Annotated in this window: 20 protein-coding genes; 12 read left to right on the plus strand and 8 right to left on the minus strand. The window is 65.0% G+C overall.

Annotated elements, in window-relative coordinates; translation table 11 throughout:
• Positions 1-93: 93 nt before the first annotated feature.
• Genes cobT (BMX04_RS05315) through cobS form a run of 3 tightly spaced genes read right to left on the minus strand, consistent with a single transcriptional unit; the run spans position 94 to position 3,547 of the window.
• Positions 94-1,971 carry a cobaltochelatase subunit CobT gene (gene cobT / locus BMX04_RS05315; protein WP_074785317.1) on the minus strand — a complete coding sequence of 626 codons (1,878 nt, stop codon included), beginning with the start codon at positions 1,969-1,971 and terminating at the stop codon, positions 94-96.
• Entirely contained in the window at positions 1,968-2,564 is a 597-nt protein-coding gene (locus tag BMX04_RS19015; protein WP_139194498.1) for a hypothetical protein, read from the minus strand. Before BMX04_RS19015 ends, cobT (BMX04_RS05315) begins: the two co-directional genes overlap by 4 nt.
• A complete protein-coding gene (gene cobS / locus BMX04_RS05320) occupies positions 2,561-3,547 on the minus strand; it encodes a cobaltochelatase subunit CobS (RefSeq protein ID WP_050662877.1) in 987 nt (328 codons plus the stop codon). Before cobS ends, BMX04_RS19015 begins: the two co-directional genes overlap by 4 nt.
• A gap of 166 nt (positions 3,548-3,713) precedes the next feature.
• On the opposite strand from cobS, the gene BMX04_RS05325 reads away from it, so the two are divergent.
• Positions 3,714-4,256 carry a sigma-70 family RNA polymerase sigma factor gene (locus BMX04_RS05325; RefSeq protein ID WP_074785318.1) on the plus strand — a complete coding sequence of 181 codons (543 nt, stop codon included), beginning with the start codon at positions 3,714-3,716 and terminating at the stop codon, positions 4,254-4,256.
• The gene (locus BMX04_RS05330; RefSeq protein WP_074785319.1) at positions 4,253-4,948 is read left to right on the plus strand and encodes an anti-sigma factor; all 696 of its coding nucleotides are present in this window, start codon (positions 4,253-4,255) and stop codon (positions 4,946-4,948) included. The genes BMX04_RS05325 and BMX04_RS05330 overlap by 4 nt, the downstream gene beginning before the upstream one ends.
• A gap of 102 nt (positions 4,949-5,050) precedes the next feature.
• Here the strand turns inward: BMX04_RS05330 and BMX04_RS05335 are convergent, their stop codons facing one another.
• On the minus strand, positions 5,051-6,268 hold the full coding sequence (locus BMX04_RS05335) for a cytochrome b/b6 domain-containing protein (protein WP_074785320.1): 1,218 nt from the start codon (positions 6,266-6,268) through the stop codon (positions 5,051-5,053).
• Between the two features lie 168 nt (positions 6,269-6,436).
• Here BMX04_RS05335 and fabD point away from each other — a divergent pair, with 168 nt between their 5' ends.
• Positions 6,437-7,372, plus strand: coding sequence for an ACP S-malonyltransferase (gene fabD / locus BMX04_RS05340; protein ID WP_074785321.1), 936 nt, complete (start codon positions 6,437-6,439; stop codon positions 7,370-7,372).
• 14 nt (positions 7,373-7,386) lie between these two features.
• Here the strand turns inward: fabD and BMX04_RS05345 are convergent, their stop codons facing one another.
• Positions 7,387-8,079, minus strand: a complete 693-nt coding sequence (locus BMX04_RS05345) for a DUF2726 domain-containing protein (RefSeq protein ID WP_074785322.1) — start codon at positions 8,077-8,079, stop codon at positions 7,387-7,389.
• 127 nt (positions 8,080-8,206) lie between these two features.
• Between BMX04_RS05345 and fabG the strand changes: the two genes are divergently transcribed.
• The gene (fabG, locus tag BMX04_RS05350) at positions 8,207-8,944 is read left to right on the plus strand and encodes a 3-oxoacyl-[acyl-carrier-protein] reductase (protein ID WP_074785323.1); all 738 of its coding nucleotides are present in this window, start codon (positions 8,207-8,209) and stop codon (positions 8,942-8,944) included.
• 228 nt (positions 8,945-9,172) lie between these two features.
• Entirely contained in the window at positions 9,173-9,406 is a 234-nt protein-coding gene (locus BMX04_RS05355; RefSeq protein ID WP_050663737.1) for an acyl carrier protein, read from the plus strand.
• Positions 9,407-9,482: 76 nt separating this feature from the next.
• On the opposite strand, the gene BMX04_RS05360 is transcribed toward BMX04_RS05355, so the two are convergent.
• Positions 9,483-10,442 (minus strand): alpha/beta fold hydrolase, encoded by a 960-nt coding sequence (locus BMX04_RS05360; protein ID WP_074785324.1) that lies wholly within the window; start codon positions 10,440-10,442, stop codon positions 9,483-9,485.
• Positions 10,442-10,732, minus strand: a complete 291-nt coding sequence (locus BMX04_RS05365) for an SCP2 sterol-binding domain-containing protein (RefSeq protein ID WP_050663739.1) — start codon at positions 10,730-10,732, stop codon at positions 10,442-10,444. Before BMX04_RS05365 ends, BMX04_RS05360 begins: the two co-directional genes overlap by 1 nt.
• Before the next feature lie 71 nt (positions 10,733-10,803).
• On the opposite strand from BMX04_RS05365, the gene BMX04_RS05370 reads away from it, so the two are divergent.
• The 5 genes from BMX04_RS05370 to BMX04_RS05390 all read left to right on the plus strand — a co-directional run bounded on the left by BMX04_RS05370 (position 10,804) and on the right by BMX04_RS05390 (position 15,813).
• Positions 10,804-11,364, plus strand: coding sequence for a tetratricopeptide repeat protein (locus BMX04_RS05370; protein ID WP_074785325.1), 561 nt, complete (start codon positions 10,804-10,806; stop codon positions 11,362-11,364).
• A gap of 20 nt (positions 11,365-11,384) precedes the next feature.
• Positions 11,385-14,231 carry a helicase-related protein gene (locus BMX04_RS05375; RefSeq protein WP_074785326.1) on the plus strand — a complete coding sequence of 949 codons (2,847 nt, stop codon included), beginning with the start codon at positions 11,385-11,387 and terminating at the stop codon, positions 14,229-14,231.
• Positions 14,232-14,234: 3 nt separating this feature from the next.
• On the plus strand, positions 14,235-14,615 hold the full coding sequence (locus tag BMX04_RS05380) for an RNA-binding S4 domain-containing protein (protein WP_074785327.1): 381 nt from the start codon (positions 14,235-14,237) through the stop codon (positions 14,613-14,615).
• Positions 14,616-14,667: 52 nt separating this feature from the next.
• Complete coding sequence (gene fdxA / locus BMX04_RS05385) at positions 14,668-15,006, plus strand: ferredoxin FdxA (protein WP_074785328.1); 339 nt, start codon at positions 14,668-14,670, stop codon at positions 15,004-15,006.
• Between the two features lie 297 nt (positions 15,007-15,303).
• Entirely contained in the window at positions 15,304-15,813 is a 510-nt protein-coding gene (locus tag BMX04_RS05390) for a CarD family transcriptional regulator (protein WP_050663744.1), read from the plus strand.
• Positions 15,814-16,145: 332 nt separating this feature from the next.
• On the opposite strand, the gene BMX04_RS05395 is transcribed toward BMX04_RS05390, so the two are convergent.
• Positions 16,146-16,904 carry an adenosylcobinamide-GDP ribazoletransferase gene (locus BMX04_RS05395; RefSeq protein ID WP_074785329.1) on the minus strand — a complete coding sequence of 253 codons (759 nt, stop codon included), beginning with the start codon at positions 16,902-16,904 and terminating at the stop codon, positions 16,146-16,148.
• 78 nt (positions 16,905-16,982) lie between these two features.
• Here BMX04_RS05395 and cobT (BMX04_RS05400) point away from each other — a divergent pair, with 78 nt between their 5' ends.
• Together cobT (BMX04_RS05400) and BMX04_RS05405 are read left to right on the plus strand one after the other, a co-directional pair.
• Positions 16,983-17,996: a nicotinate-nucleotide--dimethylbenzimidazole phosphoribosyltransferase gene (gene cobT / locus BMX04_RS05400; protein ID WP_074785330.1), complete on the plus strand. Its 1,014-nt coding sequence runs from the start codon at positions 16,983-16,985 to the stop codon at positions 17,994-17,996.
• 176 nt (positions 17,997-18,172) lie between these two features.
• Positions 18,173-19,837, plus strand: a complete 1,665-nt coding sequence (locus BMX04_RS05405; RefSeq protein ID WP_050663747.1) for an ABC transporter permease — start codon at positions 18,173-18,175, stop codon at positions 19,835-19,837.
• The last annotated feature ends 25 nt before the right edge of the window (positions 19,838-19,862 follow it).

A 19,862-nucleotide genomic window follows, 5' to 3' on the forward strand; every position in this document is an offset into this window, starting at 1 on the left:
GAGGCAGATTTTTGGCCTTGAACCGTCGTTGGACCAAAGCACCCGCGCGATACGCGGCTCACTCCAAAGTCAGTTCCAGCCCAAAACCAGCCCTCAGACCGCCTTCCTGATCCCCATCATCCGCGCCCGTGCGCGCGGGTCGCTGTCGAAAAGCGCCGCCAGTTGCTCGGTCATCGCACCGGCGAGTTGATCGGCATCGGTGATCGTCACCGCGCGCTCATAATAGCGGGTCACGTCATGGCCGATGCCGATGGCCAGCAGTTCCACCTGTTTGCGCCGCTCGACCATGGCGATCACGTCGCGCAGGTGTTTCTCAAGGTAATTGGCGGGGTTCACGCTGAGCGTGCTGTCATCGACCGGCGCGCCGTCGGAAATCACCATCAGGATCTTGCGCTGCTCCTTGCGGGCGGTGATGCGCTTATGCGCCCATTCCAGCGCCTCGCCGTCGATGTTTTCCTTGAGCAGCCCCTCTTTCATCATCAGCCCGAGGTTGTCGCGCGTCCGGCGCATCGGGGCGTCGGCGGATTTGTAGATGATGTGGCGCAGATCGTTCAGGCGACCGGGTAGTTGCGGGCGGCCCTCGGCCAGCCATTTCTCGCGGCTCTGCCCGCCTTTCCAGGCACGGGTGGTGAAGCCCAGCACCTCGACCTTGACCGAACACCGCTCCAGCGTGCGCGCGAGGACATCGGCGCAGATGGCGGCGATGGATATGGGGCGCCCGCGCATCGAGCCGGAATTGTCCAACAGAAGTGTGACCACCGTGTCGCGGAACTCGGTATCCTTCTCAACCTTGAAGCTGAGCGGCGTGGTGGGGTTCGCGACGACGCGGGCCAGCCGACCGGCATCGAGAATACCCTCCTCGCGGTCGAATTCCCAAGAGCGGCTCTGCTGTGCCTGCAGGCGGCGTTGCAGCTTGTTGGCGAGACGTGACACAGCGCCTTTCAGCGGTTCCAGCTGCTGATCGAGATAGGCGCGCAGGCGTTCCAGTTCCACCGGATCGGCCAGATCCTCAGCGCGGATTTCCTCGTCATGCTCGGTGCTGTAGACGATGTAATTGGGGTCGGCGTCGGAAATCGGCTGCGGTGCGGGCGGCTCTAGCGGGGCCTCGCCCTCGGGCAGTTCGGTTTCTTCGTCCATGTCCTCGTCGGACATCTCGTCCATGCTGACCTGCGCCTGTTGCGCATCCTGCTGCTCGTCCTGACTGCGCTCGGGGTCGGCCTCGGCCTCTTCCTCGTCGCTGTCATCCTGACCGCTGCTATCGGGCTCTTCCTGCTCTTCGCCGGTCTCCTCGGCGTCGTCTTCCTGATCGTCCTCGGCGCTGTCGGGATCGTCGCCCAACTGATCGCCATAGCCCAGATCCTCGATGATCCGGCGCGCGAAGCGCGCGAACTCGGTCTGATCGGCAAGCGTGTCCTGAAGGTTTTCCAGCGTGCCGCCGGCCTGCTCCTCGATGAAGCCGCGCCACAGCTCCATCACGTTCTGCGCGCCGGGCGGCATGTTGCGCCCGGTGGCGAGGTGGCGGATCAGGTAGCCCGCGGCAGCGGGCAGGGGCGCATCGGCGGAATTGGTGATCTGCTCGAAGCCCAGACGGGTCGCGTCCTGCGCGATCTTGGCGTCGATATTGGTGGCGGTGCCGGGCATCTCGCGCGCGCCCACGGCCTCGCAGCGGGCGGTTTCCATCGCCTCGTAGAGATCGCGGGCCATATCGCCGGGTGGGGCGTAGCGGGCATGGGTGCTGGCGTCGTGGAACTTGTGCCGCAGCGCCAGCGCATCGGCGGTGCCGCGTGCGATCAGCACCTCCTCGCGGCTCATCCGGCGGCTGACCTGCGGCAGGCGCATCGCATCGCCCGAAATTCCCGCCGGATCGACCGAGTAGCTGACGGTCAGATCCGCATCGTCTGCCATCACCTTGGTGGCATTGGCGAGCGCCTTCTTGAACGGGTCGGCGGGGTTGTCGGAGGGTTTGTTCATGACGCGGCCTCTTTTCCATGCCTGAAGACGGCTCTTCGTAAAGATTGGACATCCCTAGTTTTGCAATAGTGGTATCTTCCGAAAACGTCCAGAAAACCAAACTTTGTGAGGTTCTCTGTGCTCGTCCAAGCAGGTTCAATAGGAAAATAAACTGAAAATTCCTCTCCCACTTCGAGGTTGGCTGGTAGTCCTCCACTAAATGGGCCATTTGAAGACAAATTTGATGGATAATTATTGTAAGGGTTCAGGAGGCCTACTGCACCCGGAGAAAAAGTACTGAATCTGCTTTTTTTGGCTATCGCGGATTGCAGCTTGATCGCGCCCGGGCCGAAATTGGTAGCCGATATACGCACACAAGGGTATTCCAAGTCCGATTTACTCCACCCTCCCGGAAAATCACCCTGATTATTCTCTGCAATGATGTGTCCGGTTGCTAGATCGCAATGTACCACTGATAGAAAAACTCGAACCTTTGCTTTTGGAAAAATGAATTTTGACCAGACATTCCAAACAAACGCGGCGAAAGCTAAGCACAAGGAAAAAAGGCTGATGATCAGCGCATAATCAGCGGTTAACCAACTGCCGTCGCTCACTGCACGCTCACATTCGCCGCACTTTCCGGCAGTTCCTCGTCGAAGCAGCGCTGGTAGAATTCCGCCACCGTCTGGCGCTCCAACTCGTCGCATTTGTTGAGGAAGGTCAGGCGGAACGCGTAGCCGACATTGCGGAAGATATTGGTGTTCTGCGCCCATGCGATCACGGTGCGGGGACTCATCACCGTGCTGAGTTCGCCATTCATGAAGGCGGTGCGCGACAGATCGGCCACCGTCACCATGCGGCTCACGGTCTTGCGCCCCTCGGCGGTATTATAGAGCGGGTTCTTGGCCAGCACGATCGCGGTCTCGGCGTCGTGGCTCAGGTAATTGAGCGTCGCGACCAGCGACCAGCGGTCCATCTGGCCCTGGTTGATCTGCTGCGTGCCGTGATAGAGGCCGGTGGTGTCGCCCAGACCCACCGTGTTGGCGGTGGCGAAGAGGCGGAAGAACGGGTTGGGCGTGATCACCTCGTTCTGATCGAGCAGTGTCAGCTTGCCGTCGGCCTCGAGCACGCGCTGAATGACGAACATCACATCGGCGCGGCCCGCATCGTATTCGTCAAAGACGATGGCGGTCGGGTTGCGCAGCGCCCAGGGCAGGATGCCCTCGTGAAACTCGGTGACCTGCACCCCGTCGCGCAGCTTGATCGCGTCCTTGCCGATGAGGTCGATCCGGCTGATATGGCTATCAAGATTGACCCGCACGCAGGGCCAGTTGAGCCGGGCCGCGACCTGCTCGATATGGGTCGATTTGCCGGTGCCGTGGTAGCCCTGGATCATCACCCGGCGGTTGTGGGAAAACCCCGCGAGGATGGCCAGCGTCGTGTCGGGGTCGAACTTGTAGGTCGAATCGAATTCCGGCACGCGCTCGCTGCGGTCCGGGAACCCCTTGACGACCATGTCCGTGTCGATGCCAAAGGTGTCGCGGACGGAGATTTCCTCGGTCGGTTTCGCATTGATGTCAATCGTGCCGTCAGCCATGTCGCCGGTCCTTCAATCGGGTCGTTATTTGCGTCTCGTGGTGCAACATATCGCAGGTGAGGGCAAGGGGAAGGGGCAAGATTGGATTGGCCTCAAGGGCATGCAGGACTGGTCATATGGCGCAGGCGTGTTAGGTTGGTGCTGCGAACAGGACATCGGCGGTTGAATGACGACACGCGCGGACATTGAAAATCTGATAGCGCGCGTGGCTCAGGGGGACCGGGCCGCGTTCAAGGCGCTTTATGGTGCCACCTCGGCGAAACTCTTTGGCGTGACGCTGCGTGTCTTGAACGATCGCGCGGAGGCGGAAGAGGTGTTGCAAGAGATCTATGTCAAAGTCTGGCACAATGCGGACAGGTATACTGTCAACGGGCTGAGCCCGATGACATGGCTGATTACCATTGCTCGCAACAGCGCCGTGGACCGCTTGCGCAAGCTGCGACGGGCCGAGACACCGGCGGAACTGGAAGAGCGGATCGCCGATGACGGCGCGGGGCCCGAGGCCCTCGCCGTCGCGGCGTCCGAGCGGGGCCGCCTTGTGGCCTGTTTCGAGGAACTTGCCGCCAAACATGCCGAGGCGGTGCGCCGCGCCTATCTCGAGGGTGAGACCTATGCCGATCTGGCGGCGCGTTTCGACGTGCCGCTGAACACGATGCGAACCTGGCTGCGCCGCAGCCTGCTGAGCTTGAGGGAGTGTCTGACGCGATGAGCGATCAGGACCAGCCAGACCGGGACGATCGGGTCCTTGCGGGGGAATACACCCTCGGGCTGCTCTCGGCAGAGGATGCGGCCGCGTTCGAGGCGCGCATGGTGCGCGAGCCTGAACTGCGTACGCTCTATGCGCAATGGGCTGAGGATTTCGCGGGGCTGACCGATGATATAACGCCGCAAGCGCCGCCCGCGAGGGTCTGGCAGCAGATCGAGGCGGGGCTGTTCGGCACCCGCGAGCGGGGGTCGTGGCTGCGGCGCTTGACGCTCTGGGGTGGCGGGATCGCGGCGGCGGCTGTGCTGGTGCTGGCCGTGTTCCTGCCCGATCTGGTGGAGCGCGGGCCGGTGCCGCCGGTCGATCCGCCCTATGTGGCGCAGATCGCGGCAGAGGATGGCAGTCTTGTGGTGCAGGCGGTCTATGATGATGCGACCGGCACGCTCTTTGTCGATCGCGAGGCCGGAGGTGCCGCCCCGGGGCGGGCGCTGGAACTGTGGCTGATCGCCGGTGAGGATGCGCCGGTGTCGCTTGGCGTGATGCCGCAGTATGCGCAGGCGGTCCTGCGGGTTGCGGACGATCTGCGCGGGCGCGTCGCCGGGGCCGTGCTGGCCATTTCCGACGAGCCCGAAGGTGGCTCGCCCACGGGCGCGCCGACCGGCGACGTGCTGGCCGTTGGGCCGGTGCAGGAGAGCTAGGGCAAGGGGCTGTCGGGCGGTGCCGGGTTTGGGTTGCGGCAGCGACAGCGCCAAGACAACCGCGTCGCGCGATGCCATCAGACCGGCGTCAGACAGGGCGTTTCACGCCCCACCCTCTCGCGTGGCGGTCAGGTCGAAGCGAATCTCGACCGAATAGCCCAGTGATCCCTCGTCGCTGACCCCCTGACCGATGTTGAAATCGCGCCGGTCCACGGTGAGGCCGCCCGAGGCGGTGGCGGTGTCGTCTTCGATGGTCAGATCGAAGGGCATCTCGACCGGCACGGATTGGTCGCGGATGGTGAGCGTGCCGCGCGCCACGTGGCCGTCGCCCTCTGCCGACAGGTCGGCGGCGAATGTGGCGGTGGGGTATTCGTTCACGTTGAAGAAATCCGCGCCCATTGCCTGCTGTGTGACCGACCCGAGGGTGAGCGACGGGATGCTGACCGTCACCTCGACCGTGCCATGCTGGCCGCTTTCGTCGGGGGTTTCGGCATAGGTGATGTCGGCAGTCCAGTCGGCGAAATTGCCGGTCACCTCGGATCCCATCTGACGGATGGCGATCTGCAACTGGCCGCTCTCGACCTGCCAGTCACTTTCGACCTGCGCGAGGGCAGGGCCGCCGGATTGTTCGGTGGCGAACCAGCCGAGGGCCGTGGCACCTCCCATGGCCGCGCCCCATACCGCGAGTGCGGTGACGAAGGGTAGCACATGACCGGGCTGGCGCGCCGTGGGCGGGGCCGAGACCTGCCCCGGCAGCATGCGCCGCAGGGTGGCGTCGCGGTCGATCAGGTGATGCTTGAGCGCGCCTGCCATATGCGCGGCGATCGCCCCGGTGAGCACCCATTGCAGGATGAAATGCGCCGTCCCGGCGGCCTGTGACAGCAGTTCGGATTTGGGAACGAAGGGCAGGGTCTGCCCGAACGGCCACCAGATCGGCGCGAAGCCAGAGGTGGCGGCGTGATGCACCCAGCCCGACAGCGGCACCAGCACGAGCGAGCCGTAGAGCAGCCAGTGCACGGTTTCCGCAAGCCACGCCTCGGCGGGTTTGTCACCGTTCAGCAGGCCCGGCTTGGTCTGGCCCAGTGCCCATAGAATGCGGGCGAGGGCGACGAAGAAGATCGTCACGCCAAGCGTCTTGTGGATCGAGAAGAGCAGGGTGGCGCGGGCGATCAGCGTCTCGTCTGCGCCGCCCTCGACCGCGTGGGCGACATCCGAGGCGATCCAGCCAAGCGCGATGTTGGACAGGATCAGAAGCGCGGTGAGCCAGTGAAATGTCTTGGTCACGCGGCCATAGGTGTCGGCGGAATTGGTCAGGGGCATCGCACTCGTCCTGTTGCGGGTTTCGCGTCAAACTAGATGATGCGACGCCAGAGACAATCGCCGCGCGCGCACATGGCTCGTGCATTACTGCGGGAACGGGCTTTGACGTTGCCTTGGGGGGCATGGCGATGTATCGGGGGGCACTTTTTCAAAGGGAGGCAGGGGCAGATGAGCCGAGCATTCGTATTCCCCGGACAGGGCGCGCAAGTGATAGGCATGGGGGCCGATCTGGCGAAGGCCTACCCGGCCGCGCGGGCGGTTTTCGACGAGGTGGACGCGGCCTTGGGTGAAAAGCTCTCGGCGCTGATCTGGGAGGGGGAGCAGGACCAGCTGACCCTGACCGCCAACGCGCAGCCCGCCTTGATGGCCACGTCCCTGGCAGCGCTGCGTGCGCTGGAGGCCGAGGGGGTCGAGATCGGGCAGGCGGCGTTCGTGGCGGGGCACTCCTTGGGCGAATATTCCGCATTGGCGGCGGCGGGCAGCCTGAGCGTTGCCGATACCGCGCGGCTGTTGCGCATCCGGGGCCGCGCCATGCAGGAGGCCGTGCCGGTGGGCGTGGGCGCGATGGCGGCGCTGCTGGGGCTCGATTTCGAGGCGGCGCGCGCCGTGGCCCAAGAGGCCGCACAGGGCGAGGTCTGTCAGGCCGCGAACGACAATGATCCCGGTCAGGTCGTGGTCTCGGGGCACAAGGCGGCGGTGGAGCGCGCGATCAAACTGGCCAAGGAAAAGGGCGCCAAGCGTGCCGTCCTGTTGCCGGTGAGCGCGCCGTTTCACTGCGCGCTGATGCAGCCCGCTGCCGAGGCGATGACGGCGGCGCTGTCGCAGGTCGAGATCAAGGCCCCCGCCGTGCCGCTGGTGGCAAATGTCCGCGCAAGCGCGGTTTCGGACCCTGCGGAGATCCGCCAATTGCTGATAGAGCAGGTCACCGGATCGGTGCGCTGGCGCGAGTCGGTGCAATATATGAGCGGTGCGGGCGTGACCGAGATCTGGGAGATCGGCGCGGGCAAGGCGCTGTCGGGGATGATCCGCAGGATCGACCGCGAGATCGCCTGCCGGGCGGTCGGCACGGCGGACGATGCGGCGGCGGCAGCGGCATCACTCTGAACTGCAGATATGCCCTAGGGCGCGGACCCGACGGCGGGTTTAAAGCCAATGAGCTTCACAAGTTGCTCCTTGAGTTCGTGGGGTAGGGTGTCGGTGTGCACCTCGATGAACGCCACACCCGCTTTGCGACAGGCCTCGCGTTTTACGGCATCGCGCATGAACGCAGTCTTGCGGTAATGGCCGCCTCCTTGGTATTCGATTGCGACCACGAGGCGGCCAAAGCAATCAATCACCGAGAAATCGAACCGCTTCGAGTTGATCGCGGCATGGGCGGCATCGCGCGTGGCTGCATCCTGATCATTGCATGGACGAAGAACCTCTCCGACGCTTGTCTGCGCCATCACCCGATGACCGCGTCCGAGTTCTGCCAGAGTGGCTTCGATAACAGGCAGCAGGCGGGCTTCGGATTTGTTGAGAAGCGGCTGTGTTTCAAAGGTTGCCGCCGCGACCGCGATCATCTGTTGCTCTGGAAGATGCATGTTTTGGGTATTGGTCGTCGATGTGTTTTGGCGCGCTTTCTGGAAAGGCAGGATCACGGCACCTGCGGCATGCCTGCGACGTCCGTGGCCCCGGCGCCCGGACCTGCGCCAATGTTTTGTCAGCACGCCAAGAACCAGGATCGCGACAAGCATGGCCATCACGATATGCGGCACCGATCCCAGATCGCCACCGGCAAACGGGCCGAAGAATGGGTTTTGTTCGATCATCGTAACAGTCCGAATGCAAGATCATATCGGATATGCGCGGATTTCGGCGATGTTGCGGCTGCAGGCTGGCAAAAAGCGGACAATGTGTTAATCACCCGCGAAGTATGTAGAAAGAAGGCTCGGAAACATGTTCGATCTGACGGGAAAATGCGCGCTGGTGACTGGTGCGTCGGGCGGCATTGGGGCGGCGATTGCGCGGGCGCTGCATGGCGCGGGGGCGAGTGTGGGCCTGTCGGGCACCCGGGTGGAGCCGCTGGAGGCACTGGCCGGTAACCTGGGCGAGCGCGCGCATGTGCTGCCCTGCAATCTGGGCGACAAGGATGCGGTGGAGGCGCTGCCGAAGGAGGCGATTGCCGCCATGGGCAGTCTCGATATCCTTGTGAACAATGCGGGCATCACCCGCGACCAGCTGTTCATGCGGATGTCGGATGACGACTGGCTGGATGTTCTCAACGTCAACCTGACCTCGGCGATGCGGCTCTGCCGTGGCTCGGTGCGTCCGATGATGAAGGCCCGCTGGGGCCGGATCGTCAATGTGGGCTCGGTCGTGGGCAGCACCGGCAACCCCGGTCAGGTGAACTATGCCGCCGCCAAGGCCGGGTTGACGGGCATGACCAAATCCATCGCCCAAGAAGTCGCGACGCGCGGGATCACTGCGAATGTCGTGGCCCCCGGTTTCATCGCCACGCCGATGACCGAAAAGCTGACCGACGAGCAGAAAGCGGCGATCAACGGGCAGATACCGACAGGTCGCATGGGCACGCCCGAGGAGATCGCGGCGGCGGTGCTGTATCTGGCCAGCCCCGAGGCGGGTTACGTCACCGGGGCCACGCTGCACGTCAATGGCGGGATGGCGATGATCTGAGCCAAGCGTCGCAAATCGTGACCGACGGGGCGAGTGAAAGCATTTGCCATCGGCGGCGCATATGCTATAGGCCACGCAGATTTGCCGGAGGGATATGCGGTTTCTCCCGGTGGCCTGTGCTTTCAGGCAGTCGAGAGCCGCCCGCAGGGGCACAATCAAAGCCGCTTCCCGCGCCGGGCGGGGGCAGAGAACGGGCAAGCCGCCCAAGACAATATGAGGAAGTAAGACATGAGCGATATCGCAGACCGCGTGAAAAAGATCGTTGTGGAACACCTGGGCGTGGAAGAGGACAAGGTCGTGGACAAGGCCTCGTTCATCGACGATCTGGGCGCAGACAGCCTTGACACGGTCGAGCTGGTCATGGCCTTCGAAGAGGAATTCGGCATCGAGATTCCGGATGACGCCGCCGACACCATCCAGACCGTGGGCGATGCGGTGAAGTTCATTTCCGAAGCTTCCTGAGATTAACCCGTCTCATCGAAAAGGCCCTGCCGGTTGGCGGGGCCTTTTTCGTTGCAGCGGGGTTTGGGATGGGCTGTCAGGACACCGCCACGGCGTCGGACGGGCCGGTGCTGCTGTAGAAGTCGCAGAGCAGGCTGAAGAGGCGGGCCTGCGTCGCCTCGGTATCCATCAGCGTCTCGTGGCGACCGCCGGGCACGAGTTCGAGCCGTCCGCCCGGCCAGCGTTTCATGCGACCATGCACGCGCGGCACATCGACGATATCCTCGTCGCTGCCCAGAATGGTCAGGCAGGGCAGGTCGGGCGAGGGGCGGCGCGCGAGATCACGGGTCTCGCGCAGCGCCTCGTGCAGCCAGTGCAGGCTGGGGCCGCCCAGGCCAAGCGCGGGATGCGCCCGCAACTGCCGCCCCATATAGGCCCACATGTCCTGATCATTGGTGAGCTTGTTGGTCTCGAACGGCTCGCTCAGCACGTAATGTTCCGCGGCGGTGCCGGGGGCGTAGCGATGGCTCATTCCGACCTGACGGCTGCCCCAGGATAGCGACCACGCCACCGGGCGCAGCGCGTCGGCCATCCTGATCCCCCACATCGGACCCGAAAAGGCGACGCTTGCGACATCGAGCCCCTGCATCACCGCGCGCAGCCCGATGCAGCCGCCCATCGAATGCGCCAGAAGATGCCACGGGCGCGGCAGGTCGAGCCTCTCGGCGGCCTGCATCATCGCGGCGACATCGTGCTGGTAGTCGATGAATTGATGCACATGGCCAGACATCGAATCGTCAAGCAGGCGGCTGGCCAATCCCTGGCCGCGCCAGTCGATGGCGAAGGTGGCATATCCCCCTGCGGCGAACCGTGTCGCGGCGCGGCCGTATTTCTCGATATACTCGGTGCGTCCGGGCCAGAGCAGGACCGTGCCCCGGGGGGCCTCGCGGTTCCAGAGGCCGACGCGCAGGCGCACGTCATCGCGCGCCGTGATCCACCAAGCGGCACCGCCCTCGGGCCCTTCGGCCACATCTGCGAAGAACGGTGCCGTGTCCATCAAGCGAGAACGCTGCCCAGCTTCATCGCTAGCCCCATGTCGCCGTCGACACTCAGACGGCCCGACATGAAGGCCGCCGTCGGGTCGAGATCGCCCTGCAGGATCGATTCGAACGTGTCGGCATCGGCGGTGAGTGTCACGTCGGCGTCATCGTCGGAGGCACGCGCGCCATCCGAATCTATGACGATGCTGCCTTCGCCCTCGATCACGAATTTCGCGGTGCCGTCAAAACCGTCGTCGCCCATCTTGTCGTTGAGGGCCTTCACGGCCGCGTTGATCACGTCGCTCATCTGCGCTTCCTTTCACAATTGCGATGTCGGGGGTTTGAATCCCGGCATTCTGCGCTAAACTCACCACCGTTATGGGCGCAGCAATCACCAATCTCAACCGTATCGTCACGGCATGTCTGGCGGTAGTCACGTTTTCCTTACCCGCCATGGCGGAGGACACACGGCTTGATACGCTGCTGTCGGACCTGTCCACGGCTGAACCGGCGGAGGCACGCAAGATCGCCGCCGAGGTCGAACTGGAATGGTCGAAATCCGGCTCGCCCGCGATGGACCTGCTGTTGCGCCGGGGCGAAGATGCGATCGAGGCCGGTGATCTCGATGCTGCGGTCGAGCATCTGAGCGCGCTGATCGACCATGCGCCGCACTTCGCGCAGGGCTGGCATCTGCGCTCGGTCGCGTTTTTCAAGCAGGATCGTTACGGGCTGGCGCTGGCCGATATCGAGCGGGCGCTGGCGCTGGAGCCGCGACAGTTCAACGTGATCTACGGGCTGGGCGTGCTGCTCGATGAGACCGGGCATCCCGATCTGGCCTATGACGCCTTTTCACGCGCGTTGGCTATACATCCCCACCATGAGGACGTAACCAAGGCCAAAGAGCGTGTGGCCCGCGACCTGGGCGGCGCGGAACTCTGACGGCATAAGGAACGCGGCGGATGTCCGAGCAGTCGAGAACCCTTGCGGTTCTGGGCCCCACCAATACCGGCAAGACGCATTTCGCCATCGAGCGGATGCTGGGCTATCGTACGGGGGTGATCGGCCTGCCGCTGCGCCTGTTGGCGCGCGAGGTCTATGACCGGATCGTGGCGGTGCGCGGCCCGTCGGTGGTGGCGCTGGTGACGGGCGAAGAGCGCATCGTGCCCGAGCGCGCGCAATACTGGGTCTGCACGGTTGAGGCGATGCCCGACGGGATGGGCACCGATTTCGTTGCCGTGGACGAGATACAGCTTTGTGCCGATCCCGAGCGGGGCCATGTCTTTACCGACCGGCTGTTGCGCATGCGGGGCCTGCGCGAGACCCAGTTTCTGGGCAGTCACACGATGCGCAGCGTGATTGCCAACCTCGTGCCGGGCGTCGAGTTTCTGAGCCGCGAGCGAATGTCGCAGCTGAGTTATTCGGGGCCGAAGAAGATCTCAAAGATGCCCGCCCGCAGTGCGATTGTAGGATTTTCGGTGGAAAACGTCTATGCGATGGCTGAATTGCTGCGTCGGCAAAAGGGCGGGGCGGCGGTGGTGATGGGCGCGCTTTCCCCGCGCACGCGCAATGCGCAGGTGGCGCTCTATCAGAATGGCGATGTCGATTATCTGGTGGCGACCGATGCGATCGGCATGGGGCTCAACCTCGATATCAACCACGTGGCGTTCTCGTCGCTGACCAAGTTCGACGGGCGGCGGATGCGGCATCTGCAACCCAATGAGCTGGGGCAGATCGCCGGGCGCGCGGGGCGGGGGATGAGCCATGGCACATTCGGTGTGACCGGCGAGGCGCCCGATCTCGACCCCGATCTGGCGCAGGCGATCATGGAGCATCGCTTTGCCCCCATTCGCAAGCTGGAATGGCGCAACGCGCGGCTGGCTTTTGGCAGCACGCAGTCGCTGATCGCCTCGTTGGAGGCCAAGCCCGAGCACGAGTTGCTGGCCCGCGCCCGCGAGGCCGACGATCTGGGCGCGCTCAAGACGCTGGTGGCAGAGCCCGATGTCGCGGCGCGCGCCACCGATGCGCCCTCGGTCCGGCTGTTGTGGGATGTCTGCCGCATTCCCGATTTTCGCGGCATCAGCCATGCCGAACATGCGGGCCTGTTGGAACGAATTTACGGCGATCTGGTTGAGTATGGGCGTGTGCCTGACGATTGGCTGGCGCGGCAAGTCAAGCGGATCGACCGCACCGATGGTGATATCGACACATTGTCGAAACGGCTGGCGTATATCCGCACATGGACCTATGTCGCACAGCGCAAGGGTTGGGTGGATGACGAAAATCATTGGCGCGGCGCGACTCGCGCGGTAGAAGACCGCCTGTCGGACGCGCTGCACGAGCGTCTGACGCAAAGATTTGTGGACCGGCGCACATCCGTGCTCTTGCGCCGGCTCAAGCAGAAGGAGGCCATGGTGGCCGAGGTAAACGATCAAGGTGATGTGAGCGTCGAAGGCGAATTCGTCGGACGGCTCGAAGGGTTCCGCTTCATGCAGGACAAGGCGGCAGCGGGCAAGGAGGCGCGCACGTTGCAACAGGCGAGCCTGCAGGCGCTGGCCCCGCATTTCCATCTCAAGGCGGATCGCTTTTACAACGCGCCCGATACCGAGATCGATTTCACCGAACAGGGCGGGCTGCTCTGGGGCAAGGAAGCGGTGGGCAAGCTGATGCCCGGTGCCGACGCGCTCAAGCCGCAGGTCGCGGCCTTTGTCGATGACGAGGCGGGCGCGGATGTGGCGCAGAAGGTGCAGCGCCGCCTTCAGCATTTCATCGACCGCAAGATCGCCACGCTGTTCGAGCCGATGATGAACCTGCAACGCGACGAGACCTTGAGCGGTCTGGCACGCGGCTTTGGCTTTCGCATGGTCGAGGCGCTTGGCATCATTCCGCGCGGCGAGGTGGCCGCCGAGGTCAAGGCGCTTGATCAGGAGGCGCGCAGCGTGCTGCGCAAGCATGGCATCCGGTTCGGTCAGTTCACGGTGTTCATGCCCGCGCTGCTGAAACCTGCGCCGACACGGCTGCGGCTGGTGCTGTGGTCGCTGAGCAACGGGTTGCAGGATTTCCCCGAGGCACCGCCGCCGGGTCTGGTGACGGTGCCCGCGCGGGACGATGCGCCCAAGGGCTATCACAGCATGGCCGGGTATCGCGCCGCTGGTGAGCGGGCGATTCGCATCGACATGCTGGAACGGCTGGCCGACATGCTGCGCAGTGAGGACACGCGCGGCGGCTTTGAGGCCAAGGCGGACATGCTGTCGATCACCGGCATGACGCTGGAGCAGTTCGCGGCGCTGATGCAGGGGCTGGGCTACAAGGCCGAGCGCGGTGAGCGCGAGAAGGTCAAGCCGGTGGATCAGGTCGTGGCGGAAGCGCCCGCCGATGCCGCGCAAGCCGCCGAGGAGACCCCGGTCGAGACCGCCGAGGAGGCCGTCGAGGCGATCGCGGATCAGGGCGAGGCCCCGATTGCCGCCGAGCCGCCGGAGGCCGAGGTCGAGGTGGTGCCCGAGATTTCGGAGACCCCGGAAGAGGAAGTGACACCAGGCGAGACGCCGGAGATGGCGGAGCCGGAGATCGAGGTTTATTACACCTTCACCTGGGCCCCGCGCGCGCCGCGTGGCAACCGCCCCGCACAGGGTGGGCGTGGCAAGCCGCAAGGCAAGGCGCAGGGCAAGCCCAAGGGCAAGGGCGGCCCCAGGGGCAAGCCGCGCGAGGACAACCCGCGGAACTACTCGGCCAAGCCCGAGAAGAAGGACAAGATCGACCCCGACAATCCCTTTGCGGCGGCCCTGATGGGGCTCAAGACCAAGGGCTGATCCTTGGTCGGGGGCGCGTCACGCATCCGTCTCGACAAGTGGCTGTGGCATGCGCGGTTTTTCAAGACGCGCTCGCTGGCGTCCAAGCAAGTGTCGGGCGGGCATGTGCGGGTCAACGGCAACCGGGTGTCGAAACCGGCGCAGGCGGTGGGGCCCGAGGATGTGCTGACCTTCTTGCAGGGCGATGCGGTGCGGGTGGTGCGGATTTTGGCCCCCGGCACGCGGCGCGGCCCGGCCTCCGAGGCGCAAACCCTCTATGATGATCTGACCGAGCCCAAGCCGCAGGACAGCGTTCCGCCCGCGCCAAAATACGAGGGAAAAGGACGCCCCACCAAGCGCGACCGCCGCAAACTCGATCTCAATGGGCCGGGGACGCTTGATTGATCCGGTTCACTGGATTAGGTGAAGCGCAATCCGGCAAACATGAGAGACGACCATGACCTACATCGTCAACGACAGCTGCATCGCCTGCAAATACACCGACTGCGTCGAGGTCTGCCCGGTGGATTGCTTTTACGAAGGCGAGAACATGCTGGTCATCCACCCCGATGAGTGCATCGACTGCGGTGTCTGCGAGCCGGAATGCCCCGCCGACGCGATCCGCCCGGACACCGAGCCGGAGATGGAGAAATGGGTGGAGTTCAACCGCAAGTATTCGGAGATGTGGCCGGTCATCATCACCAAGAAAGACCCGCTGCCCGAGGCCGAGGAACGCGATGGTGAGACCGGCAAGCTGGAGAAGTACTTTTCCGAGGCCCCCGGCGAGGGCGGCTGAGACCGATTCGCGCGGCTTGGGCGTGCATGGCGCGCCGGGCGGCCCGAGAAAACCGAAGAATCCGTTGTTTTCACGATGGATTTACCGCTCCTGTGATGCATGGCCTTTCACAGGGTGCGTTTTTGTGATACATTTCCTTCATAAACAATGAGAGATGCCTGACATAAATTCACCCACCTTGCTGCCTGGGGGTGAATTTCCTTGTGACAGTGACACATATCCCCGGTCTGCAACTGGTCCGAGGCGTGTGTTCGTCTGCGTCACCAAGGCAGGCCCCCATGCTAGGAAATGAACCGAATGTCGAAATCCAAGAAATCCGAATTTCGCCCTGATGATTATGTCGTGTACCCCGCCCATGGCGTGGGGCAGATCGTGTCCATCGAAGAGCAGGAAATCGCCGGGATCACCCTGGAGCTTTTCGTGATCTCCTTCGAGAAGGACAAGATGACCCTGCGGGTGCCGACCAACAAGGCGACGGAAATCGGAATGCGCAGCCTGTCCAGCCCCGACGTGATTTCGAAGGCGATGACAACGCTTAAGGGCAAGGCCAAGGTCAAGCGCGCGATGTGGTCGCGCCGCGCCCAGGAATACGAGCAAAAGATCAACTCGGGCGATTTGATCGCCATCGCCGAGGTCGTGCGCGACCTGCATCGCAGCGACGATCAGCGTGAGCAGAGCTATTCCGAGCGCCAGCTTTACGAGGCGGCGCTCGAGCGTCTGACCCGTGAGGTCGCGGCTGTTTCCGGTGGCGATGAGGTTCTGGCCGCCAAGCAGGTGGACGAGGTTCTGGTCTCGCGCGCGGCGTAAGCCTGGTTGCGGATTGGTATTGGGCCGCGCCTTCGGGGCGCGGCCTTTTTCGTGGGGGATCGGGAGGTTGAGAGAGGGGCTGTGGGTGGCTTGGAGCGGTCATTGAATGCCCCGTATAAGGTGCCGCGCGGTCGCAGGGCCGGGGACTGGCGAAGCAACGGTTGTTGCCCGCACTTTATCCCAGCCAAGTCATTCTAAACTCAACACGTTGCGCGCCCTATCATATCGCCAGGCCGCGGGACGGCCCGGCGATCGCGCGGCACCTTCGGTGCGTTTCGCGCGGTTGGTTCTTATCTCCGCTCAAGCCCAAATCCACCCAAGTTCGCGACATATCACGCCAGCAGGCTGACCAGCACCGCGATCTCAACCATCTGTTGCGTCGCGCCCAGAATGTCTCCGGTCTGCCCGCCGATCCTGGCCCGGGCGAGGGCCGCCACCGCGACCGTGACGAGCCCGGCCCAGAGCACCGCCCAGAGCCCGGCCCCGCCTGCGAGGATCAGCGCGACCCCGATCGTCACGCCCAGACCAAGCAGGACCGCCGCCATTGGAGCCCGGCCCTGACTGTGTGACAGCCCGTCGGCGCGCGCATGGGGCAGGGCGGCCATCACCCCGGCCATCGCTGCGCGTGACAGGGTGGCGGCGACCAGCACGCCCGCGACGCCTGCCGCCGGGGACTGTGCGAAGAGCAGCCAGAGGGTGATTCCCCGCGCGGCCAGTGACAGGCAGAGCGCGATCACGCCGTAGCTGCCGATATGGCTGTCGCGCATGATCTCCAGCCGCCTTTGCTGCGTCCAGCCACCCCAGAGACCGTCGGCGCTATCGGCGAGCCCGTCTTCGTGCATCGCGCCGGTACTGACGATCCCGAGGGTCAGGACCACAAGCGCCACCAGAGGCGCTGGCAGACCGCACCACAGTGCGACCAGCCCGCCCAATGCCGCCAGCCCGCCGATCACCAACCCGGCCAGCGGATAGGCCCAGGCCGCGCGTGCCCCGCGCGCGAAGCAGGTGCAGCGCACCGGCAGGCGGCTGAGCAGCGAGAGCGCGAGGGGGATATCGCCCGCGCGGATCAGGGCGGTGTCGTTTTCTGCCATGCGGGGGCCTTTTGGGGCTGTGGTCAAGGACCCTGTCGCGATACATCAAGGGCAGGTCCCTATGCAACGAGGCAAGCCATGCACACCGGTTTTTCCACCCTTGCCGATCTGGCCGCGCTGCTGCGCGACCTGCCTGCGCCCGATGCCGCAGCCCATGAGGCGGCGCGCGAGCGCGATGCTCAACTGACCAAGCCGCCGGGTGCGCTTGGCCGGTTGGAGGATCTGGCGCTGTGGTATTGCGGCTGGCGCGGTGACGCGCGCGCAAGGGTGAGCGCGCCGCAGGTGATCGTCTTTGCCGGAAATCACGGGGTGGTGGCGCAGGGCGTCTCGGCCTTTCCGGCGGAGGTCACGGCGCAGATGGTCGCCAATTTTGAAGCGGGCGGCGCGGCGGTCAACCAACTGGCCCGGGTGGCGGGGGCGCGGATGGATGTGCACGCCCTCGATCTCGACCGGCCGACGGGGGATATCAGCACCGGCCCGGCGATGACCGAGGCCGAGGTGATCGCCGCCCTGCGCACCGGATGGGAGGCGGTCGCGCCAGACACCGACCTGCTCGTCTTGGGCGAGATGGGCATCGGCAATACCACGAGTGCGGCGGCGATTGCGCTGGCGCTTTTCGGCGGGGCGGCGGGCGAGTGGACCGGGCGCGGCACCGGCGTGGACGAGGCCGGGCTTGACCGCAAGACGCAAGTGGTGGCGCGCGCGGTCGCGGCGAATGCAGGCGCGACGGACGGTCTGGAGGTGCTGCGCTGCCTTGGCGGGCGGGAACTGGCGGCGATGGCGGGGGCGATCCTGCGCGCGCGGATGATGCGGGTGCCGGTGCTGCTCGATGGGTTCATCTGCACCGCCGCCGCGGCCTGCCTGGAGAGGACGCAGCCCGGCGCGCTCGATCATACGCTCGCGGGCCATGTCAGCGCCGAGCCGGGCCATGCACGGCTGCTGGAGCGGTTGGGCAAGGACCCGCTGCTGTCGCTTGGCCTGCGCCTTGGCGAGGGCACGGGCGGGGTGCTGGCCATGGGCGTCGTGCAATCGGCGCTGGCCTGTCATTCGGGCATGGCGACGTTTTCCGAGGCGGGTGTTGCGGGCGGTTGATGGTGTATTCCTGACGTCATCGTCCGGCTTGACCGGACGATCTCATGGCCGGGAGATCCTCGGGTCGAGCCCGAGGATGACGGGGATGGAGAGGCCTGACACAGGCAATTCCTTGACCCTTCCGCTGCGCCGGAATACTGATCGAAACTGTCGGATTAGACCGGAGCAAACCGCCCATGAGTGAAACCCTGTTGCACCGCCTCGCCTGGGTCGTGGTTGTGCTGTGCGTGGCACCGATCCTCGCTGCAGGGCTGGCCGCGTTTACCGGCGATTTGCAGACATGGCGCGAGGTGCTGTCGTCGGTGCTTCCGCGTTACACGGCGACGACGCTGGCGCTGGTGGCGATTGTTGGGGTCAGCACGGCGGTGATCGGCTCGGTCACGGCGTGGCTGGTGACGGTCTACCGCTTTCCCGGGGTGCGGCTCTTGGAGGTGGCGCTGGCGCTGCCGCTGGCCTTTCCGGCCTATGTGATGGCCTATGCCTATACCCATATGCTGGATCATCCCGGCCCGGTGCAGACCGCACTCAGGGCGGTGACCGGATGGGGGCCGCGCGATTACTGGTTCCCGGAAGTGCGCAGCCTTGGCGGGGCGGCGCTGATGCTGACCATCGTGCTTTATCCTTATGTCTACCTGCTGGCGCGCGCCTCGTTCCGGCAGCAATCGGCCAATGCGTTTCTGGTGGCGCGCACGCTGGGGCGCTCGCCGATGAAGGCGTTCTGGCGGGTGGCGCTGCCGATGGCGCGCCCGGCCATCGCTGGCGGCGCGTTGCTGGCGATCATGGAGACCATCGCCGATTTCGGTACGGTCGCGTTTTTCAATGTGCAGACCTTTGCGACCGGCATCTATCAGGCGTGGTTTTCGCTCGGCGACCGCGCGGCGGCGGCGCAGCTGGCGCTCTGCCTGCTGAGTTTCGCGCTGTTGCTGGCGGGGCTGGAGCGCGCGAGCCGGGGCCGGGCGCGCACCGCCGGGCGCGGTGCGCGGTTCGAGACGATGGAGCGGCCCGAACTGCGCGGGGCCGCCGGTTGGGGGGCGTTCACGCTGTGCTTTCTGCCGGTGCTGGTGGGGTTCCTCATCCCGGTGGTGATGCTGGGGGTGATGGCGATTGGCTCGGGTCAGGATCTGTTCTCGCCGCGTTATGTCGGGTTCATGACCAATTCCGTCACATTGGCGAGTGTCGCCGCCGTGCTGACGGTGCTGGGGGCGATCCTTGTGGGGTTTCGCGCGCGCACCCGTCCCGGGCGTGCCTCGCGCTGGCTGGTGGTGGGCGCAGGGCTTGGCTATGCGGTGCCGGGCGGGGTGATCGCGGTGGGGTTGATGGTGCCGATGGCGGCATTCGACAACGCGCTCGATGCGTTCATGCAGGAGGTCTTCGGCATCCGTACCGGGCTTTTGCTGACGGGGTCGATCTGGCTGATGGTGATGGCCTATGTGGTGCGGTTCATGGCCGCCGCGCTCAACGCCTATGACAGCGGCATGGCGACGGTGCCGGGGCATCTCGATGCGATCGGGCGCTCGCTCGGGCAGCCGGGGCCGAAGCTGCTGACGCGGGTGCATCTGCCGGTGGCGCGGACCTCGGTGGTGACCGCGCTGCTGATCGTCTTTGTCGATGTGATGAAGGAACTGCCCGCGACGCTGATCCTGCATCCGTTCAACTTTCAGACGCTGGCGGTGCAGGCGCATCGGCTGGCCGCCGATGAGCGACTTTCCGAGGCGGCGGTGCCGTCATTGGTGCTGGTGGCGTTCGGCCTTGTGCCGGTGCTGATCCTGTGCCGGACGCTGGGGCGCGAGAGCATGGGACGGCGCGCCGCCAAGCTGGGCACGGCGATCGCGCCAGGGTAGGGGGCGCGGCATGGCGCTGTGCGGC

The organism is Roseovarius tolerans (assembly GCF_900109855.1).
GTDB lineage: Bacteria > Pseudomonadota > Alphaproteobacteria > Rhodobacterales > Rhodobacteraceae > Roseovarius > Roseovarius tolerans.

Bases quoted from the DNA above. Each gene is read 5' to 3' on its own strand.
- cobT (WP_074785317.1), bottom strand. From the start codon at position 1,971: ATGAACAAACCCTCCGACAACCCCGCCGACCCGTTCAAGAAGGCGCTC.
- cobS (WP_050662877.1), bottom strand. From the start codon at position 3,547: ATGGCTGACGGCACGATTGACATCAATGCGAAACCGACCGAGGAAATC.
- BMX04_RS05325 (WP_074785318.1), top strand. From the start codon at position 3,714: ATGACGACACGCGCGGACATTGAAAATCTGATAGCGCGCGTGGCTCAG.
- BMX04_RS05330 (WP_074785319.1), top strand. From the start codon at position 4,253: ATGAGCGATCAGGACCAGCCAGACCGGGACGATCGGGTCCTTGCGGGG.
- BMX04_RS05335 (WP_074785320.1), bottom strand. From the start codon at position 6,268: ATGCCCCTGACCAATTCCGCCGACACCTATGGCCGCGTGACCAAGACA.
- fabD (WP_074785321.1), top strand. From the start codon at position 6,437: ATGAGCCGAGCATTCGTATTCCCCGGACAGGGCGCGCAAGTGATAGGC.
- BMX04_RS05345 (WP_074785322.1), bottom strand. From the start codon at position 8,079: ATGATCGAACAAAACCCATTCTTCGGCCCGTTTGCCGGTGGCGATCTG.
- fabG (WP_074785323.1), top strand. From the start codon at position 8,207: ATGTTCGATCTGACGGGAAAATGCGCGCTGGTGACTGGTGCGTCGGGC.
- BMX04_RS05355 (WP_050663737.1), top strand. From the start codon at position 9,173: ATGAGCGATATCGCAGACCGCGTGAAAAAGATCGTTGTGGAACACCTG.
- BMX04_RS05360 (WP_074785324.1), bottom strand. From the start codon at position 10,442: ATGGACACGGCACCGTTCTTCGCAGATGTGGCCGAAGGGCCCGAGGGC.
- BMX04_RS05365 (WP_050663739.1), bottom strand. From the start codon at position 10,732: ATGAGCGACGTGATCAACGCGGCCGTGAAGGCCCTCAACGACAAGATG.
- BMX04_RS05370 (WP_074785325.1), top strand. From the start codon at position 10,804: ATGGGCGCAGCAATCACCAATCTCAACCGTATCGTCACGGCATGTCTG.
- BMX04_RS05375 (WP_074785326.1), top strand. From the start codon at position 11,385: ATGTCCGAGCAGTCGAGAACCCTTGCGGTTCTGGGCCCCACCAATACC.
- fdxA (WP_074785328.1), top strand. From the start codon at position 14,668: ATGACCTACATCGTCAACGACAGCTGCATCGCCTGCAAATACACCGAC.
- BMX04_RS05390 (WP_050663744.1), top strand. From the start codon at position 15,304: ATGTCGAAATCCAAGAAATCCGAATTTCGCCCTGATGATTATGTCGTG.
- BMX04_RS05395 (WP_074785329.1), bottom strand. From the start codon at position 16,904: ATGGCAGAAAACGACACCGCCCTGATCCGCGCGGGCGATATCCCCCTC.
- cobT (WP_074785330.1), top strand. From the start codon at position 16,983: ATGCACACCGGTTTTTCCACCCTTGCCGATCTGGCCGCGCTGCTGCGC.
- BMX04_RS05405 (WP_050663747.1), top strand. From the start codon at position 18,173: ATGAGTGAAACCCTGTTGCACCGCCTCGCCTGGGTCGTGGTTGTGCTG.